We start from the raw sequence: 21885 nt of genomic DNA on the forward strand, positions 1-21885 counted from the left end.
TCATGTCACGTTCACCCCGCCCATCGGAGAGTTCGGAGCACTCACATGTCAGCTTCCCCACGCCGCCGTTGGCCGGCAGCCGGGGCGTTCAGAGCAGCTGCGGCAACCGCCGCGGCCGCCGCGCTGGCGTTCGCCGGTCCCGCAGCGTCGCCCGCGTCCGCAACCGGCTCGCACGGGAACGGCCCGAAGCGGCCGGGCCATGTGTGGACGATCATCCTGGAGAACAAGTCCTACGAGGCCACGTTCACCGGCCTGAACCAGAACAGCTACCTGTGGAAGACCTTGCCCGGCTACGGGGAGTTGCTGCGGCAGTACTACGGCACCGGCCACTACAGCCTCGACAACTACATCAGCGCGGTCTCCGGCCAGTCCCCGGCCCCGGACAACATGGACGACTGCCCGCAGTACAAGGACATCACCCCGGGTACGCCGGCCGCCGACGGACAGACCCTCGCCCCGCACGGATGCGTCTACCCGAAGCGGGTGAAGACCCTGTTCAACCAGCTCGACGACCGCCACGTCCCGTGGAAGGTCTACGCACAGGACATGGGCAACGACGACAAGCGCGAAATGCCCTACCAGTGCGGCATTCCCGGGAACCCGGCCGGATCCGGCGTCCCCAGCCCCGGCGGGGCCACGCCGAAGGACCAGTACGTGGCCAAGCACAACCCGGCCGTCTGGTTCCACTCGGTGATCGACAACCCGAAGGACTGCGCCCGCGTCGTCCCGCTGGACGGCAGGCCCGCGCAGGGCGGGCACTCCGCCCTGACCGGGCTGGCGCAGGACCTGAAGAAGGAGTCCACCACCCCGCGCTTCAACTGGATCACGCCCAACAACTGCTCCGACGCCCACGACGCCACGTGCAAGGGCGACAACCTCTCCGGCGACCCGAAGAACCACCAGGGTGGCCTGTACGCCGCGGACAAGTTCCTGGAGAAGGTCGTCCCGCAGATCATGTCCTCGCCGGCCTTCCAGCACGACGGCATGATCCAGATCATCTTCGACGAGGCGGTCCCGCCCTACAAGATGTACGGCGACTCCATCGGTGACTACACCGGCAACGCCGACCCGAAGCTCAACACGCCCACCGACACCGCCCAGTCGATCGTGGCCTGCTGCAACGAGCTGCCCGGGCCCAACACCGCCCAGCCGGGACACCAGCTGTACGGCCAGGACACCACGCCCGGCGGCGGCATCACGGGCTCCGTGGTCATCTCCCGCTTCGTCAAGCCCGGTTCGATCAGCGACCAGCCCTACAACCACTACAGCTGGCTGCGCAGCATGGAGGACCTCTTCGGCATCCGCCACGGTGGCACCGACGGGCACGGACACCTCGGCTACGCCGCCGCCGACGGACTGTGGCCCTTCGGCGCCGACGTCTACAACAACCCCTCCGGCCGCGCCCTGCCGCCCGCGCCCTCGGGCAGCATCGTCTACCCGGCCGTCGCGCGGGCCGGTGAACCGGAGCACCCGATCGTGAACCCGTCCCCGTCCGGGAGCTCTCAGAAGCGATGAACACCCCGCGCCGCACGGCGCCGAGCCGGGCGGGCTTCGGCCTGCCCGGCCTCCGCCGCCTCACCCGCACGGCCTGCCGCCTCGCCCTGGCGGCGGCCGTCCTCACCGCCGCGGCCGGCTGCGGCGGCGGTCACGCCGCGTCCTCCCGGTCCGCCGACGACGGCTCCCGCACCGTTCAGGACCTGGGCGCCGTCCCGATCCCGTCGCCCCCGTCCGACCGGGCGACCCCCACCGCAGACGAAAAGCACCTGCAGCTGGTCGCCGTGGGATCGCCGGTCCGCGCCCAACTCCCCGAAGCCACCGCGGTGGTCCGCGCGTCCGGACCCACGGAGGACCTCCCCGACCCCACCCCTGGCGGCAAGCCTCCCGAGCACGTCACCGGCGCCCTCACCATCACGCTCGACCAGGCCACGGCGCCGCTCACCGTGCAGGCCGGGGACTTCACCTCCCGCGACGAGGACGGCAAGGACATCACCCTGACCCCGTCCGGGGCGACGACCGCCACCGCGACCCCCGGCCACCCGGCCACCCTCGCGCTCACCGGCACCTTCGCAGCGGGCGCCGCCCAGTTGACCTGGCGCCACGACGGGAAGACCGTGGCCGTCTGGGACTTCAGCATCGAGCTGGACTGAGGACGCGAGCCGTGGGTCACGAAGCGAGGGCGGCACCCCGGTCGGGTTCGTCCTTCCCGGCGGGCGGGACGAGCGCCGTGGTCGTCAAGTCGCGTCCCATGACCGCGGACGAGAAGGCGTCCTGCGCCGCCCGCAATGCGCGCGTCGTCACCTCGACCGAGAAGGTGGAGGTTCCCCCGTCGGCGCAGCACGGTCCGGCGGCGGGCACCGGCGGATCCGTTCCGCGACCGGGCGACAACGGGAACAGGGAGAGTGGCGCGTAACCGCCCGTGGAACGCTGTGGACGTCCTCCGATCGGCGCGGGGGCAGCCGACCGGGGGAGCGCCGCCGGGACCGCATCGTCGTACCCGTGGCCGAGGCCGGAATCCGCGGGGCCCGGCCAGGCTGACATGACGCGCTGCCGGTCTGGATGATCCTCGCCCCCGCCCTGGCGGCGGTGCCCGCCCTGGCCGCGGCCGTGGGGCGCCGCCCCGGATACCCGCTGGAGGCCGGCGCCGTCACCCTGGCCGCCAGCTTCATCAATGCCGGCCGCAACCACGACGTCCTGGCCGACATCCACTTGGCCACCCTGATCGGCATCACTCTGACCAGCTTCACCGGCTGGGCCATCGCGCCCTCCCGGGCGCGCAGGCAAGCCGAACTGGCGCAGGTCCGCACAACGGCCGATCTGGCCCAGCGTGTTCTGCTGCGCCCGGTTCCCGCTCACCTCGGCCCCCGTGAGCATCGCCGTCGACTGCACAGCGGCGGCCGCGCACGCGTGCATCGGCGGTGATCTGTACGACGTGCGCATGACCCGGTGGGGGGTGCGCGCGCTGATCGGTGACGTACGGGGCAAGGGACTGCCGGCGGTGGCCACGGCGGCCGCCGTGCTCGGGGCCTTCCGCGAGGCGGCCCACGACGAACGGCAGTTGACCGGCGTCGTCCACCGCATCGCGGTCGCGCTCGACCGCGATCTGCCCGCCGGGACCGAGGAGTTCGTCACGCTGGCCGTGATCGGCCTCACCGGGACGGTCCGGGCCGGGGCCTCCTGCGCCGAGGTGGTCAACTGCGGACATCCCGCACCGCTCCTGCTGCGGCCCGGCCGTGCCCCGCTGGCCCTCGTACCACCCGAGAGGGTCCCGCCGCTGGGCGTGCTCCGGCCCGCGGATGTCCGTCCTCCGCTGCTGCGGCACCTCGTGCAGGAGGGAGACAGCCTGCTGCTCTACACGGACGGCATCACCGAAGCGCGTGACGCCGAGGGGGAGTTCTACCCCCTGGCCCGGCGTCTGACGACACTGGACGCCGGTGCGGGCGAGCCCGCGGACGTTCTGCAGCGCCTGCACGCCGACGTGCGGGCCTATGCCGGTCACGCCCCGGACGACGACGCGGCCGCACTGTGCCTGCGCTACGAGGGCGGGGCCTTGTCGAGCTGAGGGGCCCTCGTACGGCAAGGGTGCCCCCCGCGCGCCCGGTGGGACTGGTAGCTTGATGTTCGACCGGCCGGGCGCCCCCGACCGCGCAGAGAGGCCCCCACCACGGTGGCGCGAACCACCGAGGCGAGGGCCCGACCGAAGACGGCCTACCCGTCGGTCCCTACCAGGTATAGGGATCGGCGGGTCACCGGCCGCTCAACCACCTCCCGAGCTCGCGGATGGCCGCAAGGCAACGCTCGAGAAACGACTTCCTCCGGTGACGCCCCATCGGCGCCTCCCTCCAGACCGGCCGCCAAGAGTCCCGGTCGGCGGCTGTTCCTTGGATTCGGGCCGGGCCCCGAAGGCGCGGGGTCCGGAAACGAAGGTCCGTGGAGGGAGGCGCACCAGGTGCGCCGCTGATCACAATAGCGCCTCGGTCAGGGCGAGTTGGAGTTCTACCAAGACACTCGCGGGTCGGCAACATGTTCGATGGGTGTCGGTGGCCGGACAAGGTGGCGTCCGGGCCTACCCACCCTCCTCCGCAGGCCACAGCCACCGGCTGGCCAGTACGGCGAGGCTGCCCCCGGCCAGGACCATCGCCGCCCTGACCGCGGCCGCCCACCAGGGCAGAGGCCGGCCGTAGTCGCTGAGCAGGAGGAGCAGGACGGGCGAAGCCAGCGACCAGTAGGCGTAGTTGGCCGGCCGGAAGGTGTAGGCCACCGCGCCGGACACCCCGACGACGGCGGCGACGGCCGCCGGGCCCGGGTGGCCGAGCAGCAGCAAGGCCGCCACCACGCCGCCCAGCGCGTTGCCGATCAGTCGTTTGACGGCCTTCGTGCGGGTCTCCCCGCGGGTGGGCCGAAGGCTGAGCAGGAGTGAGGTGACCAGCCAGTGGCCCTGGCCCCACAGGGAGCCCTCCCAGCCGGTGGCCGCCGTGGCCGCACCGGTCAGGAGGCCGGTGCGGCTCGCGTGCCGGAGCGGAGCGGCGCTCGGGCGTTGCCGGTCCCCCACCGCTTTCCCCGGGCGCGGCAGCAGCAGGAGGGCCGTCCACGCGCAGCCCGCCGCCTCCGTGACTCCCGGCCAGGGAAGGGGACTTCCGCCGTCGCCGCTGATGCCGAGGAGCAGGACGGCCAGTGCCGCCGTCGTCCCCACCCGGGGCAGCAGCGCCCCGGCGAAAGCGGCCACGGCCACACCGGGAGCCAGCGCCGCCACGGACCGGCCCGCCAGGGCCACGTAGATTCCGGCCGCCGTCGTCCAGAGGCCGCGGGCGGCCAGGTGCCGTGCCCGCTCGGCGGTCCCGGCCCCGGGAGGCAGGGGCATGGCCATGAGCACGGCGCACAGTGCGGCCGTGGCACCGATGCCGGGCCGGCCGGTGCGGAGGCCGAACACCAGGGGACCGGCCAGCGCCACGCCCGCAGCGATGCCGTCGGCGTACGCGGGCTTCCCCTGGGGGCGCAGGAGCGCGGCGAACGCGCTCGCCCAACGGCCGACAGCCCGCCGCAGGCGGCGCCCGCGCGGAGTCACGGCCACGGTGCGACAGTACCCGCGGTCCTCCCGCAGGGCCGTGCGGACGGGCCGGGCACGGCCGGGGCGAGCCGGGCCGCGAGGCCGCACAGCGCCGAGCCGAGGACGAAGACGCCGAACCCGGCCAGGAACGTACGGCGGCGCCCGAAGCGGTCGCCCAGCGAGCCCGCGAGCAGCATCAGCGAGGCCACGGACAGGTTGTAGGCGTCGATCACCCACTGCATGCCGCACACGGAGGCGTGCAGGCCCCTCTCCAGGGCGGGCAGCGCGACGCCGACCGCGGTGCTGTCGATCCCCACCATGAGCGTCGCCAGGCAGCTGACCGTCAGCACCAGCCTGCCCCGGGCGGAATCCAGCGTGATCACGTGCGGACCTCCCGTCCGGCTGCGGAATCGGCGGACGAGACCCGGATCCGGGTCCCGTCCTCGACCGTAGGCAGTCGCACCGGCCCTCTTCCGTCCCCCGAGCGGTGGACGGACCGGGGGAGAGGGGCCCAGGGCCTGCCCGGCGGATCTTCGCTCGTGGGTTCGGTACGCCCCGAAGGGGCGCGGGGCTGTTGACATATGCGGCTCCGCCGCGTGGGCGCGACCAGCCACGGACGGCCTGCACTCGGCGCACTGCCCCTGGGGTCCGGGGCGAAGCCCCTGGGGGCACCCCCAGCGGTAGCTGGGGGACCTCGGCTGCGGGCGCGTCGTGGTTGCTCGCGCAGTTCCCCGCGCCCCTTCGGGGCGCGAAGGTCCGCCGGACACGGCCTACAGCGGGCCGGCGTCCTCGCAGGGCAGCCGGACCTCGACCGTCGTGGACCGCCCCGGAGCGCTGTCCACCGTGAACCGGCCGCCTGCGCTCTCGATCCGCACGTAGTGGCCGGCCAGCCCGATGTGGCCGGACGCCATCCGCTGCCGGACGATGCCCGTGTCGAATCCGTGGCCGTCATCACGCACGGTCAGGACGGTGTCGCCTCCGTCCCGCACCAGGGACACCCACACGTGGTCGGCGCCGGCGTGTTTGACGACATTGGCGAGGAGCTCCCTGGCCGTCGAGTACAGCAACGCCTGGACGGCCCCACCGAGGTGAGGACCTGCGGGTGCAGGTCGAAGATGGCCTCGCGCAATTCTCGGACCGTGCCGCGGACTTCGGCCGCGGCACGCGTCAGGGTGTCCGACGGGGCCCGTTCCGCCTCCTCCTCCACGTCCTGCAGGGCGGCGAGCAGGTTCTGCACGGCATTGTCGTGCAGCGCGTCCGCCAGGTCCGCGCGTTCCCGCTCCTCGGCGGCGAGTGAATTCCGCAGCAACACCTCCCGGTTGTCCAGGAGTTCGGACACCCGGATGCTCCGGCGCTTGAGCAGCGCGGCGATCAGCACAGCGGCTCCGACGTCCCACAGCAGGTACGCCTCGTCGACGACGACCGGCCAGACGGACGGGGTGGCGTCGGAGAACAGGTGGGGGAGGGCCATGACGGCGTAGGCGTACATGCAGGCCGCGCCGAGCCAGGCGGTGACTGCCGGCCACTGCCACAGCACACTGGCCATGGGCAGGACGAAGTAGGCGTAGCGCACTGCCGATTGGGGACCGCCGGACAGGGTGGCGAGGACGCCGACGGCCACCACGTCGACGGCCGCCGCACGGACCGCGCCGTGCACCCCGGCCAGCGGATGCCGGTGCACACCGACCAGCCGCGCGACCGACCAGCCGGCGTACGCCGCAAGAGCGACGTAGAACCAGGGGACCGTCACGGGCTCCGACGGTTCCAGGGCCGAGAGCAGGATCGGGACCAGCAAGGGCAGCCGCAGCCACGCCACGTAGCGCGTCGACAACTCCACCACGTTGCCGATCTGCTGCTCTCGCCACCGAGTCGTCATCGCACCATCCGGAACGGCACGCAGGGCACCACCCATGCGGCACCGGCGCATTACCCGGGTGACGCTACCCGTCCGGGGCCTCCTGCGCCGCGCAGCGGCAGAGGGCGGCGGCGTGCGCGAGCGTTCCGGCCGGGGCGCCCGGGGCCGCGAAGAGGACGATGTCCGTGGTGGCCCGCGGGACGAGGGTCACGGTCTGCGAGCGCAGCCGGGCCGGCAGGGAGCCGAGCGGAACGGCGGTGAGACCGGCACCGGACGCGGCGAGGGCGACCGCGGCGTCCGCGGTGGGCACGCAGAGCGCCGCCGGGCGGGGAACCGGGTCACCCGTGCCGGCCTCGCCGAGGAGCGACAGCGGTGCCCGTCCGTCACCCGGGTAGTGGATCCGGCGGCGGTCGAGCAGATCCCGCACCGGCCCGTCTCACCGCGCAGGGGATCGTCCTCGCCGCACACGACGACGAGTTCTTCCATGCGCCAGGGCCATACCGGCCCGTCCCACCGCGCCGGCCGGGGGCCGACGGCCAGGTCGGCGACGCCCGAGGTGACGGACTCTTGCAGCAGCCGCCGGCTCTCGTGCACGCCGACGACGAGGCGGGCGCCCGGGCGCGAGTGCCCAGGCGCGCAGGGCGGGGAGCAGACCGGTGAGGAGCGGGGGCAGCGTGGCCACCCGCACGGTCTCCTCGTGACCGCCGGCCTCGGCCAGGGCCGCCGCACGCCCCTGCCCGGCGCTGCGCAGTGCCGTCCGGGCGTGCGGCAGGAGCGCCTCGCCTGCGGGCGTCGGCCGGACGCCGTCGGGGCCGCGTACGAGCAGGGGGGTGCCCACGGCGCCTTCCAGGGCCTTGAGCTGCTGCGACACTGTCGGTTCGGTCACGTGGAGGCGTTGTGCGGCACGCGTCGGACGGCCCTCGCCGACGGTGACGACCAGGTATGCGAGCCGGCGCAGCGAGAGGCTGCCGGCGCCGTTGACGCCCTCGGGTTCGCGCACCGCCGTTCACCTCCTCCGCGCACGGGCACCCGGCCGGCCTGCCGCCGCCCGCCGCGCACGGATGTCCGCCGATCGGCGGAGGGGCCGGAGGGCCTGTCCCTCCCTCGTGCGGCGCAGCGGGAATCTGCCTATCGTCGAACCGGGCCCGGTCCACGAGGAAGGCGGTGTCGGCGTGCCCCGTTCCGATGCGCGCGTGACGGTGGTCGTGGCCGACGACCACCCCGTCTTCCGCGAGGGCATGACGCGGGGGCTGGAGCAGAGCGGACAAGTGGAGGTCGTGGCCGAGGCCGCCGACGGCGAGGCCGCGCTGGAGGCGATCCGTGAACACGAGCCGGACGTCGCGCTCATCGACTACCGGATCCCCAAACTGGACGGCATCGCCGTCGTCCACGCGGTGGTCCGCGACCGACTGCGCACCCGCCCCCTCCTGTTGTCCGCCACGACGGACAGCGCCGTCGTCTACAAGGCGATCGAGGAAGGGGCCTGCGGCTACCTCGCGAAGGACGCCAAGCGCTCCGAGATCGTCGACGCCGTCCTCAAAGTGGCGCGCGGCAAGCGGGTGGTGGCCGAGGACCTGACGGACGGCCTGGCGGACGAGATCCGACTCCGCGCCGACCACGGCGCCGTGGTGCTGTCCGAGCGCGAACGCCAGGTGCTGCGCGGTTTCGCGAAGGGGCAGAGCATTCCCGAGCTGGCCGCGGAGCTGTACCTGGGGGTGAGCACGGTGAAGACGCACGCGCAGCGGCTCTACGAGAAGCTGGGGGTGTCGGACCGTGCCGCCGCCGTGGCGGAGGCGATGCGGCACGGCCTGCTGGAGTGACGAACGGGCCTGAGGCGTCGGACCGTTGCCAGTGCCAGGAAGGTGCGAACCGCGGTGGCGAAGGCCTCCGGGGCCGTGACGGTGCCCGGGCGGCGGTCGGCCATGTGGCGCCTTCGCAGTGGTGTCCGTGGAGCGCCCGTGGAGCGCGACCAGCGGGCGGCCGGTGCCGCCGAAGCCGATGAGCCGCGGCCCTCAGCTGGCGGTGCCGACGAGGCCGCCGTTGACGTAGACGGTCTGGGCGGTGATCCACTTCGCCGCGGGGGAGGCGAGGAAGCGGACGAGGGGGACGACGTCGTCGGGATCGCCGATGTCGCCGTTGACGCTCATGCTCTTGAGCCAGGCGATGTTCTCGGCCGTCTCGGCCGGATAGAAGAAGCTGGTCTTCAGCGGCCCCGGGGCAACGCAGTTGACAGTGATGCCCCGGCCGCCGATCTCCTTGGCCAGCGCCTTGGTGTAGTGCTCCAGCGGGCTCTTGCTCCCGGCGTAGCCGCCGTAGGCGGGAGCGGTGACGGCCACGATCGTGGTGATGAGGTTGAGGATGCGGCCGTGGTCGGCCATCTTCGTGGCGGCCTCGCGCATGAGGAAGAAGGGGATCTTCGCGTTGATCGCGAACATGCGGTCCCACTCGTCCTCGGTGAACTCCGCGATCGGCTTACGGACGATCATTCCGGCGGTGTTGACCAGGATGTCCCACTGCCCGAACTCCTCCAGGGCCGCGTCCACCAGCGCGGTGACGCGGCCGACCTCGGTCAGGTCCCCCTGCCACGTCGCGGTCCGCACGCCGTGGGCGGCGAGGTCCTTGGCGACCTGCGCGGCCTGGTCGCGTTTGTGGTCGCTGTTGTAGTGCACCATCACGTCGGCGCCGTCCTGCGCGAGGGCAGTGGCGAACTTCTGGCCCAGATTGGCGGACGCCCCCGTCACGATGGCGGTCTTGCCGTCGAGCACACCGGTCACGGCTGCCTCCTCCGGCATCGGCAACGCCTGCGGAAGGGGGCGAACGGCAACGTCGGACGCATGCGCCCCCACCCTCACCAGGCTTGGCCGCCGCGGTGAGGGTCGCAAGCGCACGACGTGCCGCCACGCACCGCGCGGGCCGCTCAGCCCCCCGCGGGAGCGTCCTCGATGTCGGAGACGAGTTTGGTGCTCAGGTCGCTCTGCACGGCCAGTCGGGTGTGCCCGGCGTCCGGGCCGATGCCCCAGGTGAGTGTGACCGTGGTGAACAGGTGCCCGGCGCCGGAGTCGTGGTAGCGGACCTCCCAGCGGGTGGGTACGTCCTGGGCGCGCAGGACGCCGTCGGCGTGGTTGGCCTCTTCCCAGGCGGCCAGCCGCTGCCGGAGGTCCTCGGTCAGGTAGTGGGCGCGCAGTTCGTCGGACAGGTCGTCGGTGCCGTCGTCGACGGCGTCGATGTACGCCCCGTAGAAGTCGGCCACCCGGTCCACCGCGGAGTCCGGGCTTTCGCTTCGGACCGGGCTGCCCTGTGTCGCGTTCGCGTCGTCGTCCGGCATGAAATTCCCCCTGGAGCAATGCCGTTCAGATCCTGCTCTTGGCGACATTCTTCCCTGTTCCGGAGAAACTAGTCGGGTCTGCCGGCTCTCCTCGCCATCCGGGACAAGGTGACCACCGGTCTCTCCCATCTCATTCCGTCCCACCCCAAACTCGTCCACGATTGCTTCACTTGGCCCTCACCACTACCGAATGGAGCACTCCATGGCCCCCACCTCCCTCGACCTGGGCGGACGCACCGCCCTCGTCACCGGCGCCGCCAGCGGTATAGGCCGCGCCACAGCCCTGCGACTCGCCGAGGCCGGAGCGTATGTCCGCGCGCTCGACCTCGACGCCGACGCCGTGCGCGACGTCGCCGCACTCACCGGCGGCGAGGCGCTCGTCGCGGACCTGTCCGACCTCGGCCGCCTCGACGCGCTGGACCTGCGCGCCGACATCGTGGTCAACAACGCCGGGCTCCAACACGTCTGCCCCGTGGAGGAATTCGACCCCGAGCGCTTCTCGCTCATGCTGCGCATCATGCTCGAAGCACCGTTCCGGATCATCCGCGCCGCACTGCCGGGCATGTACGCGCAGGGCTGGGGCCGGATCGTCAACATCTCCTCCGTGCACGGCCTGCGCGCCTCCGCGTACAAGAGCGCCTACGTCGCAGCCAAGCACGGCCTGGAGGGCCTGTCCAAGGTCGTCGCCCTGGAGGGCGGCCCGCGCGGGGTGACCTCCAACTGCGTCAACCCCGGCTATGTACGGACCCCGCTCGTCGACGGCCAGATCGCCGCGCAGGCCCGGGTGCACGGCATCGGCGAGGACGAGGTCCTCGCCACCGTGATGCTGGAGGGTGCGGCGGTCAAACGGCTCGTGGAGCCCGAAGAGGTCGCCGAGGCGGTCCTGTTCCTGTGCGGCCCGCACTCCGCCGCCATGACCGGATCCTCCCTCGTCATCGACGGCGGCCACACCGCACGTTGACCATCAGTCAGGACATGTCGGACAGCAACTGACGCCTCTTAAAACCCTCTTAGAAGCACTCCGTATCACTGTGTCATGCACTCCGCCCCCCGGAACTCGCCCGCCGCAGGTCCGTCCCGCCGGTACGGCCGGCGCACCGTCCTCGCCCTCGCCATCGCCACCGCCCTGGCGGCCACCACCGTGGAGGCCGCCATCGGCCTGGTGCCCGCCTCCCACTCCTCCGCCGACACCGAGGTGCGCATCCACGACGGCCGGGTCGCCGTTCCGATGGCCGGCGGCACCGCCACGATCGACCCGGCCACCCTGCGGGCCGAGGCCCGTACCCGGGACGGCCGCACCGTCCTGCTGTCCGCCCCCGCGCTCCGGGCCCCCGGCAAGCCGACGGGCCTGGCCAGGACGGAGCACGGCGCCACCTGGTCGTATCCGGGCAGCGGACTGAAGGCGGAGGCCCGCGCGGACCACGGCCGGCTGCTGGTCACCTTCACCGCCACCGGCGGCAACACCTCCCTGCAGTGGCCGGTGACCGCCACCGACCCGGCCGCCGAGAGCATCCAGTTCCCGCGCGGCGAGGGGCTGTCGCTCCCCGTCGCCGACGCCTTCTGGAACTCCGCCGACGGCGGCCTGGTCGGCGACGAGCAGGACATCAGCTCGCAGCTCTCCCTGCCCCTGTGGGGCCATTCGCTGCGCTCCGGTCACGGCGGCGTCAGCTACATCACCCCGACCGACATCGGCAGTTCGCTGACCTTCACCTCCCAGGCAGGGCGACTGCGGGCCACCGCCAAGCACGAGTTCTCCGCGCGCGGCGGCACCCGCGAGTACACCGTGGCCCTCTCCCTCACCGACGGTTCCCCGGTGGCCCCGGCCGTGGACTACCGCAACTGGCTCTCCGAACACGGGCAGCTGGGCAGCCTGAGCGAGAAGATCAAGAAGAACCCCGAGACCGGGAAGCTGCTGGGCGCCTTCCACGCCTACGCCTGGGGCGGCGCCCGGCGGCCCGACTACGTGAAGCGGCTCAAGGAGCTGGGGGTTTCGCGCCTCTGGCTCGGCTACGACTCGGACGACGCGCCGATGACGAAGGCGGACGTCGACGCCGCCAGGTCCGCCGGGTACCTGGCGAGCCCGTACGACTCCTACGCCGACGGCCAGCAGAAGACCCCCGACTCCTCGCCCAACACCGTCTGGCCCGACGACGTCTACCCCACCTTCTGCGTGCAGAAGGCCGACGGGAAGCCGCAGCCCGGCTTCCGCAAGAAGGGCTGCTACCTCAGCTCGCAGGCCTTCGAACAGGCCGAGCGGAAGAAGCACTACCTGGCCGACCGCACCCGCCCGCTGGTCGCCAACGGGGCCGACAGCTACTTCCTCGACGTGGACGCGGCCGGCGAGCTCTTCCAGGACTTCGACGCCAAGCACCCCATGACCAAGGCAGAGGACCGCACCAACCGGCTCGCCCGCATGAAGCGCCTGGCGGACGGCACTTACGACCCGTCCGCGAAGAAGCCCCGTCCACTGGTCCTGGGTTCGGAGTCCGCCGTCTCCTGGGCCAACGAGGTGCTGGCCTTCAGCCACGGCTCGGCCACACCCGTCGACGGCCGGCTGTGGGGCATGGAGACGGGCCACTTCGACTCCAGGCAGGAAGACCCCAAGGACGACGACGCCTGGGGCGGCTACATGCCGGAAGGGGCCGCCGCCACCTTCTTCAAGCCGGTGCGCGTGAGCGACTTCAAGCCGGAGCACCGGGCCCGGGTGGCCGCGACACTGAAGGCCATGTACGACCCGGCGTACCGCGTCCCGCTGTACGAAACGGCGCTGCACGGCTCGCTGGTCAACGCCGAACGCTGGGAACTGCCGTTCAGCAAGCTCCCCGACCAGAAGCAGAACCGGGCCCTGCTGGCGATGCTGTACAATACCCCGCTGAACTTCGTCCTCAGCGACAAGGACCAGCGCAACGACCAGAACCTGCGCGAACTGGCCGCACTGCAGAAGTACTTCGCCCCGCTCCACCAAGCGGCGGGAACCAGCAAGTTGACCTCCTTCCGCCGGCTGACCGATGACCACATGGTCCAGCGGACCGTCTTCGGCGACGGCACGCTGACCGTCACCGCGAACTTCGGCTCCAAGGCCCACGACGGGCTGCCGGGCGGCTGCGTGGACGCGAAGCTGCAGGGGAAGCCGGCCCAACGGCTGTGCCCCAGCAAGGTGATCTCGTAAGCAGCCGACAGGCGGCCGACCGACCGGTGGAGGGCGACCGTCCTCCCGCGAGCCCTCCGGCCGGCGGAGAAGGGCGCGTAATAGACCCCTCGGAGCCCCTCACCACTTCTCCTGCGTCGGGGCCATCCCGATGCCCTAGACTTGAAGAAGTTTTCAATTCATTACTTGTCATGATGGTCAAGCCGGATGCGGAGGTCTCGGGTGGGCGGGTTCGTCGAAGCGGCACGGGAACGGGTGAGCCGGGCACAGGCTGCCCTGGATGCCGCGCATGAAGTCGATGATGCGTACGCGGTGTCGGTTGCAGCCGACGAGCTGGAGGATGCCCTGCGCGTGGCCCGTGAGCACGGTGTGGCTGCGGAGGGCGAGGGCCGCGCGACGGATCCTCACCCAGATGCTCGCCGGACAGAACGAGCTCCTCGAAGAGCTCCTCGAAGGCGCCGAGCTGCAGCAGGCGGTGCGGTGAAGCGGCGGCACCGCCACAACGCCCCCGTCCAGGCGACCGTATGCAGGCCGGCCGCTACGCCGGTGTGGCGGCGCTTTCTCACCCTGCCGCTGGTACCGGAGGCGGTGCGCCAGGTGCGGCGGGATACGGGCATGGCACTGTGGGAGTACGGGCTGCGCTCCCACTCGGCCTTCGCCGATGCCGTGTTGTGGGTGGTCAGCGAGCTGGTCACCAACGCCGTGCGGCACGCCGCCGACCGCTCGCCCACCGTGGATGTGACCCTTGCCTTCGCGGCGGGGCGTCTGGTGATCGGCGTCGCGGACCAGGATCCGCGCCTGCCGGACCTGGCGCGGTCGGCGATGGGGGAGGGGCTGCAGGGGGTGACGGAGCTGACCGCCGCCTACGGGGGTGGCCTCAGCGTCGAGGCGGCCGTGCACCACTGCGGCAAGACGATGCTGGTCTGGTTCGCACTCCCCGACGACTGACGGATCCACGCACAACGGCCTTGTGCGGAAACGCGATGGCCCGGGGCCGACGCCCCGGGCCATCGGCCTGCGCGGAGGTGCGCGCCGTGGATCAGGCCTTCTTGACCACGCTGGACTTGAGGTGCATCTGGCCGAATCCGTCGACCTTGCAGTCGATGTCATGGCCGTCCGGACCGTCCACGAGGCGGATGTTGCGCACCTTGGTGCCCGCCTTGATGCCGGTCGGGTGGCCCTTGACCTTCAGGCTTTTGACCACCGTGACGGTGTCGCCGTCGGCGAGGACATTGCCGACCGCATCCCGGATCACCTTCTCCCCGGTCTCCTCCGCGGCCTCGGCGGGCGCAGGCGTCCACTCGTGGCCGCACTCGGGGCACACCAGGAGCGTGCCCATCTCGTAGGTGTACACGCCGGCACACTGGGGGCACGGCGGAAGGTTCTCGTTCACGGTGACAGCCTCGATCTCAGGGTCGGGATGGGGGGTTGCGGGCCGTTCGAGCCCGTTGCAAAGGTGTAATGCCGTCAGCCCGCCGGGGCTTCGACCTGCGTCGGCGTGTCCGCGGGCCAGGTGCCGGAGCGCCATTGCCGGCCCGCCCTGCCCGGGTGGACGTGGTGGGCGGCCAGGCCGGAGAGCAGGTCGGGGTGGACGGGGATGTGCGGCTGCCCGGCGTCGGGGACGAGGGAGCCGTCGGCGGGGATGGCGGCGAGCTCCAGCGGGCGCCCGAGGGCTGCGAGGCGGGCGGCGGCCTCGGCGATGGCCCTCTGGCCTTCGGCCGACCAGCCGTGCAGCGCGCTCAGGTCGACGATCACCGGCCCGGTGCCGCGTGCTTCGACCCAGCCGACGGCTCCGCCGAAACGGGCCACGGCCTGCTCGCCGAGGAAGCCGGAGACCGACAGGACGCTCAGCTCGTCGTGGATGGTGTAGCGCCATTCGATGGTCATGCTCTTCCTCGCGCTCAGCTTCGGGGACGGGCTGTTCGGTGGCCCTTGGGCCACAGGGGCAGGGTGATCCAGATGTTCTTGCCGCCGCCGTCGGCGTCCGGTACGACGGTGCAGGCGCCGCCGAGTTCCGCCAGGAGTTCGGCGACGGTGGCGAGGCCGCCCGCGCTGTCGGCGAAATGCGCCGGTTCGGGGCGGTGGGGGTGCCGGTCGTGGACGGCGAAGGCGAGCGTGCCGGACCCGGCGGCGTAGATGACGGTGAGCTGCCGGGACACCGTGGCGGCGTGCCGGACGCTGTTGGTCACCAGCTCGCTGAGGAGCAGCAGAGCGGGCCCCATGACCGGGTGGCCGGGGTTGATGCCCCAGGAGGCGTACGCCGTCTCGGCCGTGCGGCGTGCCAGGGACACTGCTGCGGGGACCGCATCGCTGGTCAGCACGTGCCGGTGCGGCAGGGCGACGGGCTGCCTCACGGCGCGACGGGCCCGCTCGTCCCGCCGGCGCCTGTCGGTGCGTCATCGGGGGCGTGGGCGAAGCGGAACGCGGTGACGCTCTGCGGGTGGATGCGCAGGAGCGCGTCGTGGGGGCCGTGGGCCCAGCCGGGCAGGGTGCGCCGGTAGTGGGCGGCCTCGTCGGGGTCGGTGATCGGCTCTGCGGGGCCGGTGGCGGTCACGGCCCAGCCGGTCCCGGTGTTCGGGTGGAGGCAGTCGCAGTGGTAGGTGACGCTCACCCGGTTCGTGAGCGCGGTGTGAGCAGCCGGCGTGCGCACGATCAGGCGCCCGTACTCCAGGACGTGGGAGGCGGGCCGGACCGCGATGGTGTCGCGCTGCTCGTACAGCATCCGCCCCTGCGAGGCGCCGCCGAGCAGGTACCAGGCTTCCTCGCCGGAGACGTCGAGCATGCGGCGGGGCGATGGAGACGGGTGGGTCATCGGGCGGGCTTCTCCTCGGTGACGGCGGCGGGCTTCTGCGCGGGGAGGGGCAGCACCCCGGCGCCCTGGAGGTGGGCGCGGGCAGCGGCGATGGCTTCGGGGGTGGTGGCGAACTCACGGCCTTCGTGCCGGAGAAGGTCCAGCGCGCCGACGGACTCGAGGGTCTGTCGCTGACCGGGCCGTATACCGGAGGCCAGCACCACGACACCGCGACGGTCGAGCTTCGTCACGGCGTCCTTGAGGACCAGGGCACCGGTGGCGTCGATGGTGGACACGCGGGACATGCGCAGGATGACCACGCGCACGTCGGCGACCTCGGAGAGCTCCAGCAGGAAGCGGTGGGCGGCGGCGAAGAACAGCGGCCCGTCGATCCGGTACGCCACGATGTGCTCGGCCAGCAGCGCGTGTTCCTCGGCGCTGTGGTCGCCGGGCAGGTCGGCCTTTATGGGGACCTGGTCCAGGCGGGCCTGCTTGGCCACGGCCCGCAGCGCCAGGATGCCGGCCACGCCCAGGCCGATCAGGACGGCGTAGACCAGGTCCAGGGCGAGGGTGGCGGCAGCGGTGAGGAACAGGACGAGGGCGTCGGAGCGGGTGGCGCGGGCCATCGCCCGCAGGCTGCCGACCTCCACCATCCGGATCGCCGTGGCGATCAGCACGCCGGCCACGGCGGCGAGCGGGATGCGCGAGACCAGCGGTGCCGCGGCGAAGACGATGACCGCGAGCACGGCGGCGTGCGTGAGGGACGCCAGACGGGAGCCCGCGCCGGTGCGGACGTTGACGGCGGTCCGCGCTATGGCGCCCGTGGCGGGGACGCCGCCGAAGAGCGGTGCAGCGATGTTGGCCAGGCCCTGGCCGAACAGCTCCCGGTCCGGGTCGTGCTTCTGCCCGACGGTCATCGCGTCGGCGGCGGACGCGGACAGCAGCGACTCCAGCGCGGCCAGGGCGGCGACCGCGAGGGCGGGGGCGAGCAGGGAACCCAGCGCGCCCGGTTCGAGGAAGGACAGTGAGGGGGTGGGCAGCCCGGAGGGAAGGTCTCCGATCGGCCTGGCCGCGTCCAGGTGGAACACCTGGGCCACGGCGGTCGCGGCGATCACGGCGATGATCGAGAACGGGACCGTCGGCCGCCACCGCGCGCCCAGCAGCATGACCGCGGCCACCACGGCCGCGAGCGCGACGGCCGCCCAGTTCGGCGCGCGCACGAATGCCTCGATCGCGCGCCAGGTCACCACGAGGACCTTGTCGCCCTCGGGCTTGGGCACTCCCAGCGCGTTGGGCACCTGCTGCAGCCCTATCACCCCGGCGATGCCGAGCGTGAACCCCTCCACGACGGAGGCCGGGACGTACTGCATGTAGCGCCCGGCGCGGGCGAGCGCGAGGGCGATGAGCATCAGGCCCGCGACGAGACCCACCGTGAGGACGCCTCCGGGGCCGTACCGGGCCACGATCGGCACCAGTACCACCGTCATGGCACCCGTCGGCCCGGACACCTGAAGGTTCGAGCCGCCGAAGACGGCTGCGAGGGCACCGGCGACCACGGCGGTGGCGAGCCCGGCTTCCGCGCCGAGGCCGGAGGAGACACCGAAACCCAGCGCCAGCGGCAGCGCCACGATCGCCACGGTCAGGCCCGCCAGCAGATCCCGCTTCGGATCGCGGCGTGCCGCCGCGACGTCGTCGCGGCCGGGCAGGAGGGAACGGACCCTGGACCAGGACCGGGCAGCCGTCGTGCTCACCGGGCGCCCTCGGATTCCCGCAGCTCCTCCAGAAGTGCGTTCTGCCCGTCGAGCATGTGCGTCAGGATCCGCCGCGCGGCGCGCATCAGCTCGGCCACGTCCCCGCCCGCCAGCTGGTAGACGACCGTGGAACCGGTACGGGCGGAGGTGACGATGCCCGAGCGGCGCAGCACGGCCAGCTGCTGGGAGAGCGCGGACGGCTCGATCTCCATCGCGGCCAGCAGCTTCCGCACCGGCATCGGCCCGTCCTGGAGGAGCTCCAGCACCCGGATGCGTACCGGATGCCCCAGCATCCGGAAGAACTCGGCCTTCGCCTGATACAGCGGAACCGACACCACGACCTCGATCTCTGCGTCCGAAAGCCCCGAGCGGGGCGGCACACCGGGGTGTCGTGCCCGCGGCTACCTGCGGGCACGACCGATACATCATGTAGCGAATTGAAGAATTGTGCAATTTGCAAGCCGTGGTGAGGGTGAGGCGAAGCCGAGGTCCCCGTCCGGCACCGCGGCCGATGGCAGGATGGCCGCCTGCGAGCGGCCGTTCGGGATGCCCGGGAGGGCTTCGTCGACGGTGCAGACCCGGCCCGACGGGTCCCTCCGCGGCGTGAGCCCGCTCTCGGTCCGGGAAGGAGACGTGATGCGGCCCGGTCGGGAGCGTGACGGAAGGTCCGCGCAGCGCATGCGCATCGCGGTGGTCGTGCTGGTGGCCGCCTCCGGGGCGGTGGAAGCCCTGTCCTTCACCGCGCTCGACCACGTCTTCGCCGGAGTGATGACCAGCAACCTCGCCCTGCTGGGCATGGCGGCCGGCCAGGCCCGCGGCGCCGGGGTGACCGCGGCCCTGCTGGCCCTGGGAGGCTTCGGTGCCGGTACGGCGGCGGGCGCCTGGGTCACCCGGGGCGGGGAGGAGGACGAAGAGCGTTGGTCCGCACCGGTGTTGTCCTGCCTCGTCGGCGAGGCGGTGCTGCTCGCGGTGGGCGCGGGCGTGTGGGCCGCCTCGGGCGGCGCGCCCGGCGGCGTGACCCGGGACGTGCTGCAGTGCGGGGCGGCAGCGGCGATGGGCGGCCAGTGCGCGGCGATGGTCGCGGCGGGCCGGGCGGCGGCCCCCACGACCTACCTCACCGGCACGCTCGCCACGTACATCGTGCGCGCACCGGGCGGCACTTCGGCGCGCTCCGGCCCGTGGGTGCCCGTCCGCCTCGCCGCACTGATCGCGGGGGCGGCAGCGGCCGTGGCCCTGCACCGGGCCGTCCCGGCCTGGGCGGGCGCGCTGCCTCCCGTGCTCGTCACGGCGGCCGTACTCACCGCAGCGGTGCCGTAGAGGGCACGGCCCGGCTCCGGCCATCGGGTGAACCGCGTCGGTCACGGCTCCGCGGACCGGGCCCGCCACGAGTTCTGACCGATGATGTGCCCACATGACACAGCCATTCACCGACTACGCCACCACGGTCCTCGACGTGCTCTCGCGCACCCCCGGCCGGACCGTGCTGACGGGCCCTGACGGGCGGCACGTCACCGCTGGGGAGTTCCGCGACGCCGTGTACCGCATGGCGGGGGAGCTGGCCGACCGGGGCATCGGCCGCGGCGCGACCGTCTCCCTGCTCACCGGCAACACCCCCGGAGCGCTCGGCGCCCGGTACGCGGCGAACCTGGCCGGGGCGCGCGTGGTGTTCCTCTACGACGGCATGGCCCCCGAAGCGCTGGCCCGCATCGTCGAGAGCACCGAGACCACGGCGCTGGTCGTCGACTCCCTCCGGCATGCCGATGCCGAAGGGCTCCTGCCCCTGGTCACCGTCCCCTCCGTCCTCACCCTCGGCCCCGCCCCGTTCGGGGAGGACCTCCTGGCCCGGTCGGCGCGGCGCGCGGCGCGACGGCCGGAACCCGTGGTCGGTCCCGACGACGACTACGCCATCCGCTACACCGGCGGAACCACCGGAATCCCCAAGGGAATCCGCCTGGCCCACGGCTCCTACCGGCGGTCCATGGACGCGCCGCGGTCCGCGATGGGCGATCCGCCCCGGCATCTCGCCTGCACCCCGCTCGGCCACCTCGCGGGCATGTTCTCCGACTGGTGCCTGGCCCAGGGCGGTTCCGTCGTGCTGCTCCCCGGCTTCGACGCCGGCGAGGTGCTCGCCGCGATCGAGCGCGAACGGATCACCCACGTCTGGCTGGTGCCGCCGCTCCTGTACCGGCTGCTCGACCACCCGGACCGGGCTGCCACCGACCTGTCGAGCCTGAGCAGGATCACCTACGGCGGCGCCGCCGCCTCCGCGACCCGCCTGCGCGAGGCCCTCGACGCGTTCGGGCCCGTCCTCTACGGCGTCTACGGTCAGTCGGAGACGCTCGCGATCGCCGAAGTCGCCCCGCAGGAGCACACGGTGACCGGCCGCGACGGGCAGATCACCGTCGGCCGTCCGCTGCCCGGCGTGGAGGTCACCATCCGCGACGGGAACGGCGCCCTCCTGCCCGCGGGGCGGAAGGGCGAGATCACCGTGCGCTCCGACGGCGTGATGCGCGGGTACTGGAAGCAGCCCGGACTCACCGCCGAGGTGGTGCAGGACGGCCGGGTCCGTACCGGCGACGTCGGGTATCTCGACGGGAACGGCTACCTGTACGTGGTCGACCGGATCAAGGACATGATCATCGTCGTGGGCGGCCACGTCTACCCGGCCGAGCTCGAAGAGCTCCTGCTCACCCACCCCGACGTCGCCGCCTGCGTGGCCTTCGGCGTCCGCGGCGCCGACGAGACGGAGCAGGTCCACGTGGCGGTCGTACCCGTGGCGGGGCACAGGATCGACCCCGGTGCCCTCGGCGCGTTCGTCGCCACCCACAAGGGCCCGATGTACGTGCCCGGTGCGGTGCACGTGGTCGAGGCCGTCCCGCTGACCACGGTGGGCAAGCCGGACCGGAAGGCGGCACGGGAACAACTCGGTCTGTGACGGTGTTCCGGCAGCCGCCGCGGCTGCCGGAACACCGTGGCGTGCGGTCAACTGCCGCTCGGGGCAGCCTCGGTGCGGTGGACGTGGTCGGCGATCAGGGAGGTGAGCCGGGACCACGCCCCGCGGGGGAAGCCGTGGCCGAGGCCGTCGATGACGACCAGTTCGGCACCGGGGACGGCAGCCGCCGTGGCCCGCCCGCCGCTGACGTCGCACATGATGTCGTCGCTGCCGTGGACGACCAGCGTGGGGACGTCCAGCGACCGCAGCCGTTCCGTGCGGTCGCCGGTGGCCAGGGTGGCGACGGCCTGACGAGCCATGGCCAGGCGGTCGTGGCCCCGGTCGTAGGCGAGTGCCGCCCGCTCGGCCACGGCGGCCTCGTCGAAGGGAAAGCCGGGGGACCCGATCGCCCGGATGGCCCTCACCTGCCAGTCGATGGAGCCGTGGCGGTCCTCCGGCTGCGGCCCCAGCTCTCCCAGCGCGCCGAAATCCGCCCGGCCCACGGCGGGGTCCCCGGTGGAGGACATCATCGACGTCAGCGACCGGACCCGTCCGGGGTGTTCGATCGCGACCATCTGCGCGACCATTCCGCCCAGGGACGCGCCGACGAAGTGCGCACTGCCGATCCCGAGGACGTCGAGCAGGCCGACGGTGTCGGCGGCCATGTCCGACAGCGTGTAGGACGCCGACGAGAAATCGCCCGCCAGCGCCGCTTGAACATCGGGCGCCGGTGCGTCGTGGAAATGCGTCGACCGCCCGGCGTCGCGATTGTCGAACCGGGTCACGTGCACACCGCGGCCGGCCAGTTCGGCACAGAAACCGTCCGGCCAATTGATCATCTGGGCTCCGCCGCCCATCACCAGCAGCACCGGCGGTGCCCCCGGGTCACCGAAACTCTCGTAGGCCATCTCGATCCCCGCCGGGCCGACGCCGAAGGCCTTCTTTTCGTCCACTGCCGCACCATCTCCTCACCGAAGCAGAGAAAGAAAATATAGCGGGAATTGATATCGGAATGCCTATGGGGTGGTGAATTTTTTGG

At 72.5% G+C, this 21885-nt stretch carries 27 protein-coding genes; 11 read left to right on the forward strand and 16 right to left on the reverse strand.

Annotated features, from left to right (window positions below):
* Window positions 1–45 precede the first annotated feature (45 nt).
* Window positions 46–1515 (forward strand): alkaline phosphatase family protein, encoded by a 1470-nt coding sequence (locus tag ACMATS_RS36190; RefSeq protein ID WP_414170409.1) that lies wholly within the window; start codon window positions 46–48, stop codon window positions 1513–1515.
* Window positions 1512–2147, forward strand: coding sequence for a hypothetical protein (locus tag ACMATS_RS36195; RefSeq protein WP_414170410.1), 636 nt, complete (start codon window positions 1512–1514; stop codon window positions 2145–2147). Before ACMATS_RS36190 ends, ACMATS_RS36195 begins: the two co-directional genes overlap by 4 nt.
* A gap of 16 nt (window positions 2148–2163) precedes the next feature.
* Here ACMATS_RS36195 and ACMATS_RS36200 read toward each other — a convergent pair whose 3' ends face one another.
* Window positions 2164–2355 carry a hypothetical protein gene (locus tag ACMATS_RS36200; protein WP_414170411.1) on the reverse strand — a complete coding sequence of 64 codons (192 nt, stop codon included), beginning with the start codon at window positions 2353–2355 and terminating at the stop codon, window positions 2164–2166.
* A gap of 201 nt (window positions 2356–2556) precedes the next feature.
* Between ACMATS_RS36200 and ACMATS_RS36205 the strand changes: the two genes are divergently transcribed.
* Together ACMATS_RS36205 and ACMATS_RS36210 are read left to right on the forward strand one after the other, a co-directional pair.
* Window positions 2557–2919 (forward strand): hypothetical protein, encoded by a 363-nt coding sequence (locus ACMATS_RS36205; RefSeq protein WP_414170412.1) that lies wholly within the window; start codon window positions 2557–2559, stop codon window positions 2917–2919.
* Window positions 2864–3559, forward strand: coding sequence for a PP2C family protein-serine/threonine phosphatase (locus ACMATS_RS36210; protein ID WP_414170413.1), 696 nt, complete (start codon window positions 2864–2866; stop codon window positions 3557–3559). Before ACMATS_RS36205 ends, ACMATS_RS36210 begins: the two co-directional genes overlap by 56 nt.
* Before the next feature lie 504 nt (window positions 3560–4063).
* On the opposite strand, the gene ACMATS_RS36215 is transcribed toward ACMATS_RS36210, so the two are convergent.
* The 6 genes from ACMATS_RS36215 to ACMATS_RS36240 form a co-directional block, all read right to left on the reverse strand.
* Window positions 4064–5068, reverse strand: coding sequence for an FUSC family protein (locus tag ACMATS_RS36215; RefSeq protein WP_414170414.1), 1005 nt, complete (start codon window positions 5066–5068; stop codon window positions 4064–4066).
* Window positions 5059–5427 carry an MFS transporter gene (locus tag ACMATS_RS36220; RefSeq protein WP_414170415.1) on the reverse strand — a complete coding sequence of 123 codons (369 nt, stop codon included), beginning with the start codon at window positions 5425–5427 and terminating at the stop codon, window positions 5059–5061. The genes ACMATS_RS36215 and ACMATS_RS36220 overlap by 10 nt, the downstream gene beginning before the upstream one ends.
* 387 nt (window positions 5428–5814) lie before the next feature.
* Window positions 5815–6111 carry a sensor histidine kinase gene (locus ACMATS_RS36225; protein ID WP_414170416.1) on the reverse strand — a complete coding sequence of 99 codons (297 nt, stop codon included), beginning with the start codon at window positions 6109–6111 and terminating at the stop codon, window positions 5815–5817.
* Window positions 6006–6920: a hypothetical protein gene (locus ACMATS_RS36230; protein WP_414170417.1), complete on the reverse strand. Its 915-nt coding sequence runs from the start codon at window positions 6918–6920 to the stop codon at window positions 6006–6008. The genes ACMATS_RS36225 and ACMATS_RS36230 overlap by 106 nt, the downstream gene beginning before the upstream one ends.
* 64 nt (window positions 6921–6984) lie before the next feature.
* The gene (locus ACMATS_RS36235; RefSeq protein WP_414170418.1) at window positions 6985–7326 is read right to left on the reverse strand and encodes a hypothetical protein; all 342 of its coding nucleotides are present in this window, start codon (window positions 7324–7326) and stop codon (window positions 6985–6987) included.
* Between the two features lie 9 nt (window positions 7327–7335).
* Window positions 7336–7899 (reverse strand): LysR family transcriptional regulator, encoded by a 564-nt coding sequence (locus ACMATS_RS36240; protein ID WP_414170419.1) that lies wholly within the window; start codon window positions 7897–7899, stop codon window positions 7336–7338.
* A 172-nt stretch (window positions 7900–8071) separates the two neighbouring features.
* Here ACMATS_RS36240 and ACMATS_RS36245 point away from each other — a divergent pair, with 172 nt between their 5' ends.
* On the forward strand, window positions 8072–8719 hold the full coding sequence (locus tag ACMATS_RS36245; RefSeq protein WP_414170420.1) for a response regulator: 648 nt from the start codon (window positions 8072–8074) through the stop codon (window positions 8717–8719).
* Window positions 8720–8911: 192 nt separating this feature from the next.
* Here ACMATS_RS36245 and ACMATS_RS36250 read toward each other — a convergent pair whose 3' ends face one another.
* Window positions 8912–9673: an SDR family oxidoreductase gene (locus ACMATS_RS36250; protein WP_414170421.1), complete on the reverse strand. Its 762-nt coding sequence runs from the start codon at window positions 9671–9673 to the stop codon at window positions 8912–8914.
* A 143-nt stretch (window positions 9674–9816) separates the two neighbouring features.
* On the reverse strand, window positions 9817–10224 hold the full coding sequence (locus ACMATS_RS36255) for a hypothetical protein (protein ID WP_414170422.1): 408 nt from the start codon (window positions 10222–10224) through the stop codon (window positions 9817–9819).
* Window positions 10225–10426: 202 nt separating this feature from the next.
* Between ACMATS_RS36255 and ACMATS_RS36260 the strand changes: the two genes are divergently transcribed.
* The 4 genes from ACMATS_RS36260 to ACMATS_RS36275 all read left to right on the forward strand — a co-directional run bounded on the left by ACMATS_RS36260 (window position 10427) and on the right by ACMATS_RS36275 (window position 14320).
* On the forward strand, window positions 10427–11185 hold the full coding sequence (locus ACMATS_RS36260; RefSeq protein WP_390779495.1) for a 3-hydroxybutyrate dehydrogenase: 759 nt from the start codon (window positions 10427–10429) through the stop codon (window positions 11183–11185).
* Window positions 11186–11260: 75 nt separating this feature from the next.
* The gene (locus tag ACMATS_RS36265) at window positions 11261–13393 is read left to right on the forward strand and encodes a glycoside hydrolase (RefSeq protein WP_414170423.1); all 2133 of its coding nucleotides are present in this window, start codon (window positions 11261–11263) and stop codon (window positions 13391–13393) included.
* Window positions 13394–13730: 337 nt separating this feature from the next.
* The gene (locus ACMATS_RS36270; protein WP_414170424.1) at window positions 13731–13856 is read left to right on the forward strand and encodes a hypothetical protein; all 126 of its coding nucleotides are present in this window, start codon (window positions 13731–13733) and stop codon (window positions 13854–13856) included.
* Window positions 13853–14320: an ATP-binding protein gene (locus tag ACMATS_RS36275; protein WP_414170425.1), complete on the forward strand. Its 468-nt coding sequence runs from the start codon at window positions 13853–13855 to the stop codon at window positions 14318–14320. The genes ACMATS_RS36270 and ACMATS_RS36275 overlap by 4 nt, the downstream gene beginning before the upstream one ends.
* A gap of 91 nt (window positions 14321–14411) precedes the next feature.
* Here the strand turns inward: ACMATS_RS36275 and ACMATS_RS36280 are convergent, their stop codons facing one another.
* The 6 genes from ACMATS_RS36280 to ACMATS_RS36305 all read right to left on the reverse strand — a co-directional run bounded on the left by ACMATS_RS36280 (window position 14412) and on the right by ACMATS_RS36305 (window position 18249).
* On the reverse strand, window positions 14412–14765 hold the full coding sequence (locus tag ACMATS_RS36280; protein ID WP_390779491.1) for a zinc ribbon domain-containing protein YjdM: 354 nt from the start codon (window positions 14763–14765) through the stop codon (window positions 14412–14414).
* Between the two features lie 74 nt (window positions 14766–14839).
* Window positions 14840–15259 (reverse strand): anti-sigma factor antagonist, encoded by a 420-nt coding sequence (locus ACMATS_RS36285; RefSeq protein ID WP_390779490.1) that lies wholly within the window; start codon window positions 15257–15259, stop codon window positions 14840–14842.
* A gap of 14 nt (window positions 15260–15273) precedes the next feature.
* Window positions 15274–15726: an ATP-binding protein gene (locus tag ACMATS_RS36290; RefSeq protein ID WP_414170426.1), complete on the reverse strand. Its 453-nt coding sequence runs from the start codon at window positions 15724–15726 to the stop codon at window positions 15274–15276.
* The gene (locus tag ACMATS_RS36295) at window positions 15723–16184 is read right to left on the reverse strand and encodes a pyridoxamine 5'-phosphate oxidase family protein (RefSeq protein WP_390779488.1); all 462 of its coding nucleotides are present in this window, start codon (window positions 16182–16184) and stop codon (window positions 15723–15725) included. The genes ACMATS_RS36290 and ACMATS_RS36295 overlap by 4 nt, the downstream gene beginning before the upstream one ends.
* The gene (locus tag ACMATS_RS36300) at window positions 16181–17914 is read right to left on the reverse strand and encodes a SulP family inorganic anion transporter (RefSeq protein ID WP_414170427.1); all 1734 of its coding nucleotides are present in this window, start codon (window positions 17912–17914) and stop codon (window positions 16181–16183) included. The genes ACMATS_RS36295 and ACMATS_RS36300 overlap by 4 nt, the downstream gene beginning before the upstream one ends.
* Complete coding sequence (locus tag ACMATS_RS36305) at window positions 17911–18249, reverse strand: ArsR/SmtB family transcription factor (protein ID WP_390779486.1); 339 nt, start codon at window positions 18247–18249, stop codon at window positions 17911–17913. Before ACMATS_RS36305 ends, ACMATS_RS36300 begins: the two co-directional genes overlap by 4 nt.
* A gap of 343 nt (window positions 18250–18592) precedes the next feature.
* Here ACMATS_RS36305 and ACMATS_RS36310 point away from each other — a divergent pair, with 343 nt between their 5' ends.
* Both ACMATS_RS36310 and ACMATS_RS36315 read left to right on the forward strand, forming a co-directional pair.
* Window positions 18593–19231 carry a DUF1275 family protein gene (locus ACMATS_RS36310; protein ID WP_391153485.1) on the forward strand — a complete coding sequence of 213 codons (639 nt, stop codon included), beginning with the start codon at window positions 18593–18595 and terminating at the stop codon, window positions 19229–19231.
* 94 nt (window positions 19232–19325) lie between these two features.
* Window positions 19326–20849 (forward strand): AMP-binding protein, encoded by a 1524-nt coding sequence (locus ACMATS_RS36315; RefSeq protein WP_414170428.1) that lies wholly within the window; start codon window positions 19326–19328, stop codon window positions 20847–20849.
* A gap of 47 nt (window positions 20850–20896) precedes the next feature.
* Here ACMATS_RS36315 and ACMATS_RS36320 read toward each other — a convergent pair whose 3' ends face one another.
* Window positions 20897–21799, reverse strand: coding sequence for an alpha/beta fold hydrolase (locus tag ACMATS_RS36320; RefSeq protein WP_414170429.1), 903 nt, complete (start codon window positions 21797–21799; stop codon window positions 20897–20899).
* Window positions 21800–21885: the final 86 nt, after the last annotated feature.

Source organism: Streptoverticillium reticulum, assembly GCF_047456005.1.
GTDB lineage: Bacteria > Actinomycetota > Actinomycetes > Streptomycetales > Streptomycetaceae > Streptomyces > Streptomyces reticulum.

Excerpts from the sequence above, each read along its gene's own strand:
- ACMATS_RS36260 (WP_390779495.1), top strand. The coding sequence starts at position 10,427 with ATGGCCCCCACCTCCCTCGACCTGGGCGGACGCACCGCCCTCGTCACC.
- ACMATS_RS36265 (WP_414170423.1), top strand. The coding sequence starts at position 11,261 with ATGCACTCCGCCCCCCGGAACTCGCCCGCCGCAGGTCCGTCCCGCCGG.
- ACMATS_RS36310 (WP_391153485.1), top strand. The coding sequence starts at position 18,593 with ATGCGCATCGCGGTGGTCGTGCTGGTGGCCGCCTCCGGGGCGGTGGAA.
- ACMATS_RS36230 (WP_414170417.1), bottom strand. The coding sequence starts at position 6,920 with ATGACGACTCGGTGGCGAGAGCAGCAGATCGGCAACGTGGTGGAGTTG.
- ACMATS_RS36205 (WP_414170412.1), top strand. The coding sequence starts at position 2,557 with ATGATCCTCGCCCCCGCCCTGGCGGCGGTGCCCGCCCTGGCCGCGGCC.
- ACMATS_RS36255 (WP_414170422.1), bottom strand. The coding sequence starts at position 10,224 with ATGCCGGACGACGACGCGAACGCGACACAGGGCAGCCCGGTCCGAAGC.
- ACMATS_RS36190 (WP_414170409.1), top strand. The coding sequence starts at position 46 with ATGTCAGCTTCCCCACGCCGCCGTTGGCCGGCAGCCGGGGCGTTCAGA.
- ACMATS_RS36295 (WP_390779488.1), bottom strand. The coding sequence starts at position 16,184 with ATGACCCACCCGTCTCCATCGCCCCGCCGCATGCTCGACGTCTCCGGC.
- ACMATS_RS36285 (WP_390779490.1), bottom strand. The coding sequence starts at position 15,259 with ATGACCATCGAATGGCGCTACACCATCCACGACGAGCTGAGCGTCCTG.
- ACMATS_RS36315 (WP_414170428.1), top strand. The coding sequence starts at position 19,326 with ATGACACAGCCATTCACCGACTACGCCACCACGGTCCTCGACGTGCTC.
- ACMATS_RS36195 (WP_414170410.1), top strand. The coding sequence starts at position 1,512 with ATGAACACCCCGCGCCGCACGGCGCCGAGCCGGGCGGGCTTCGGCCTG.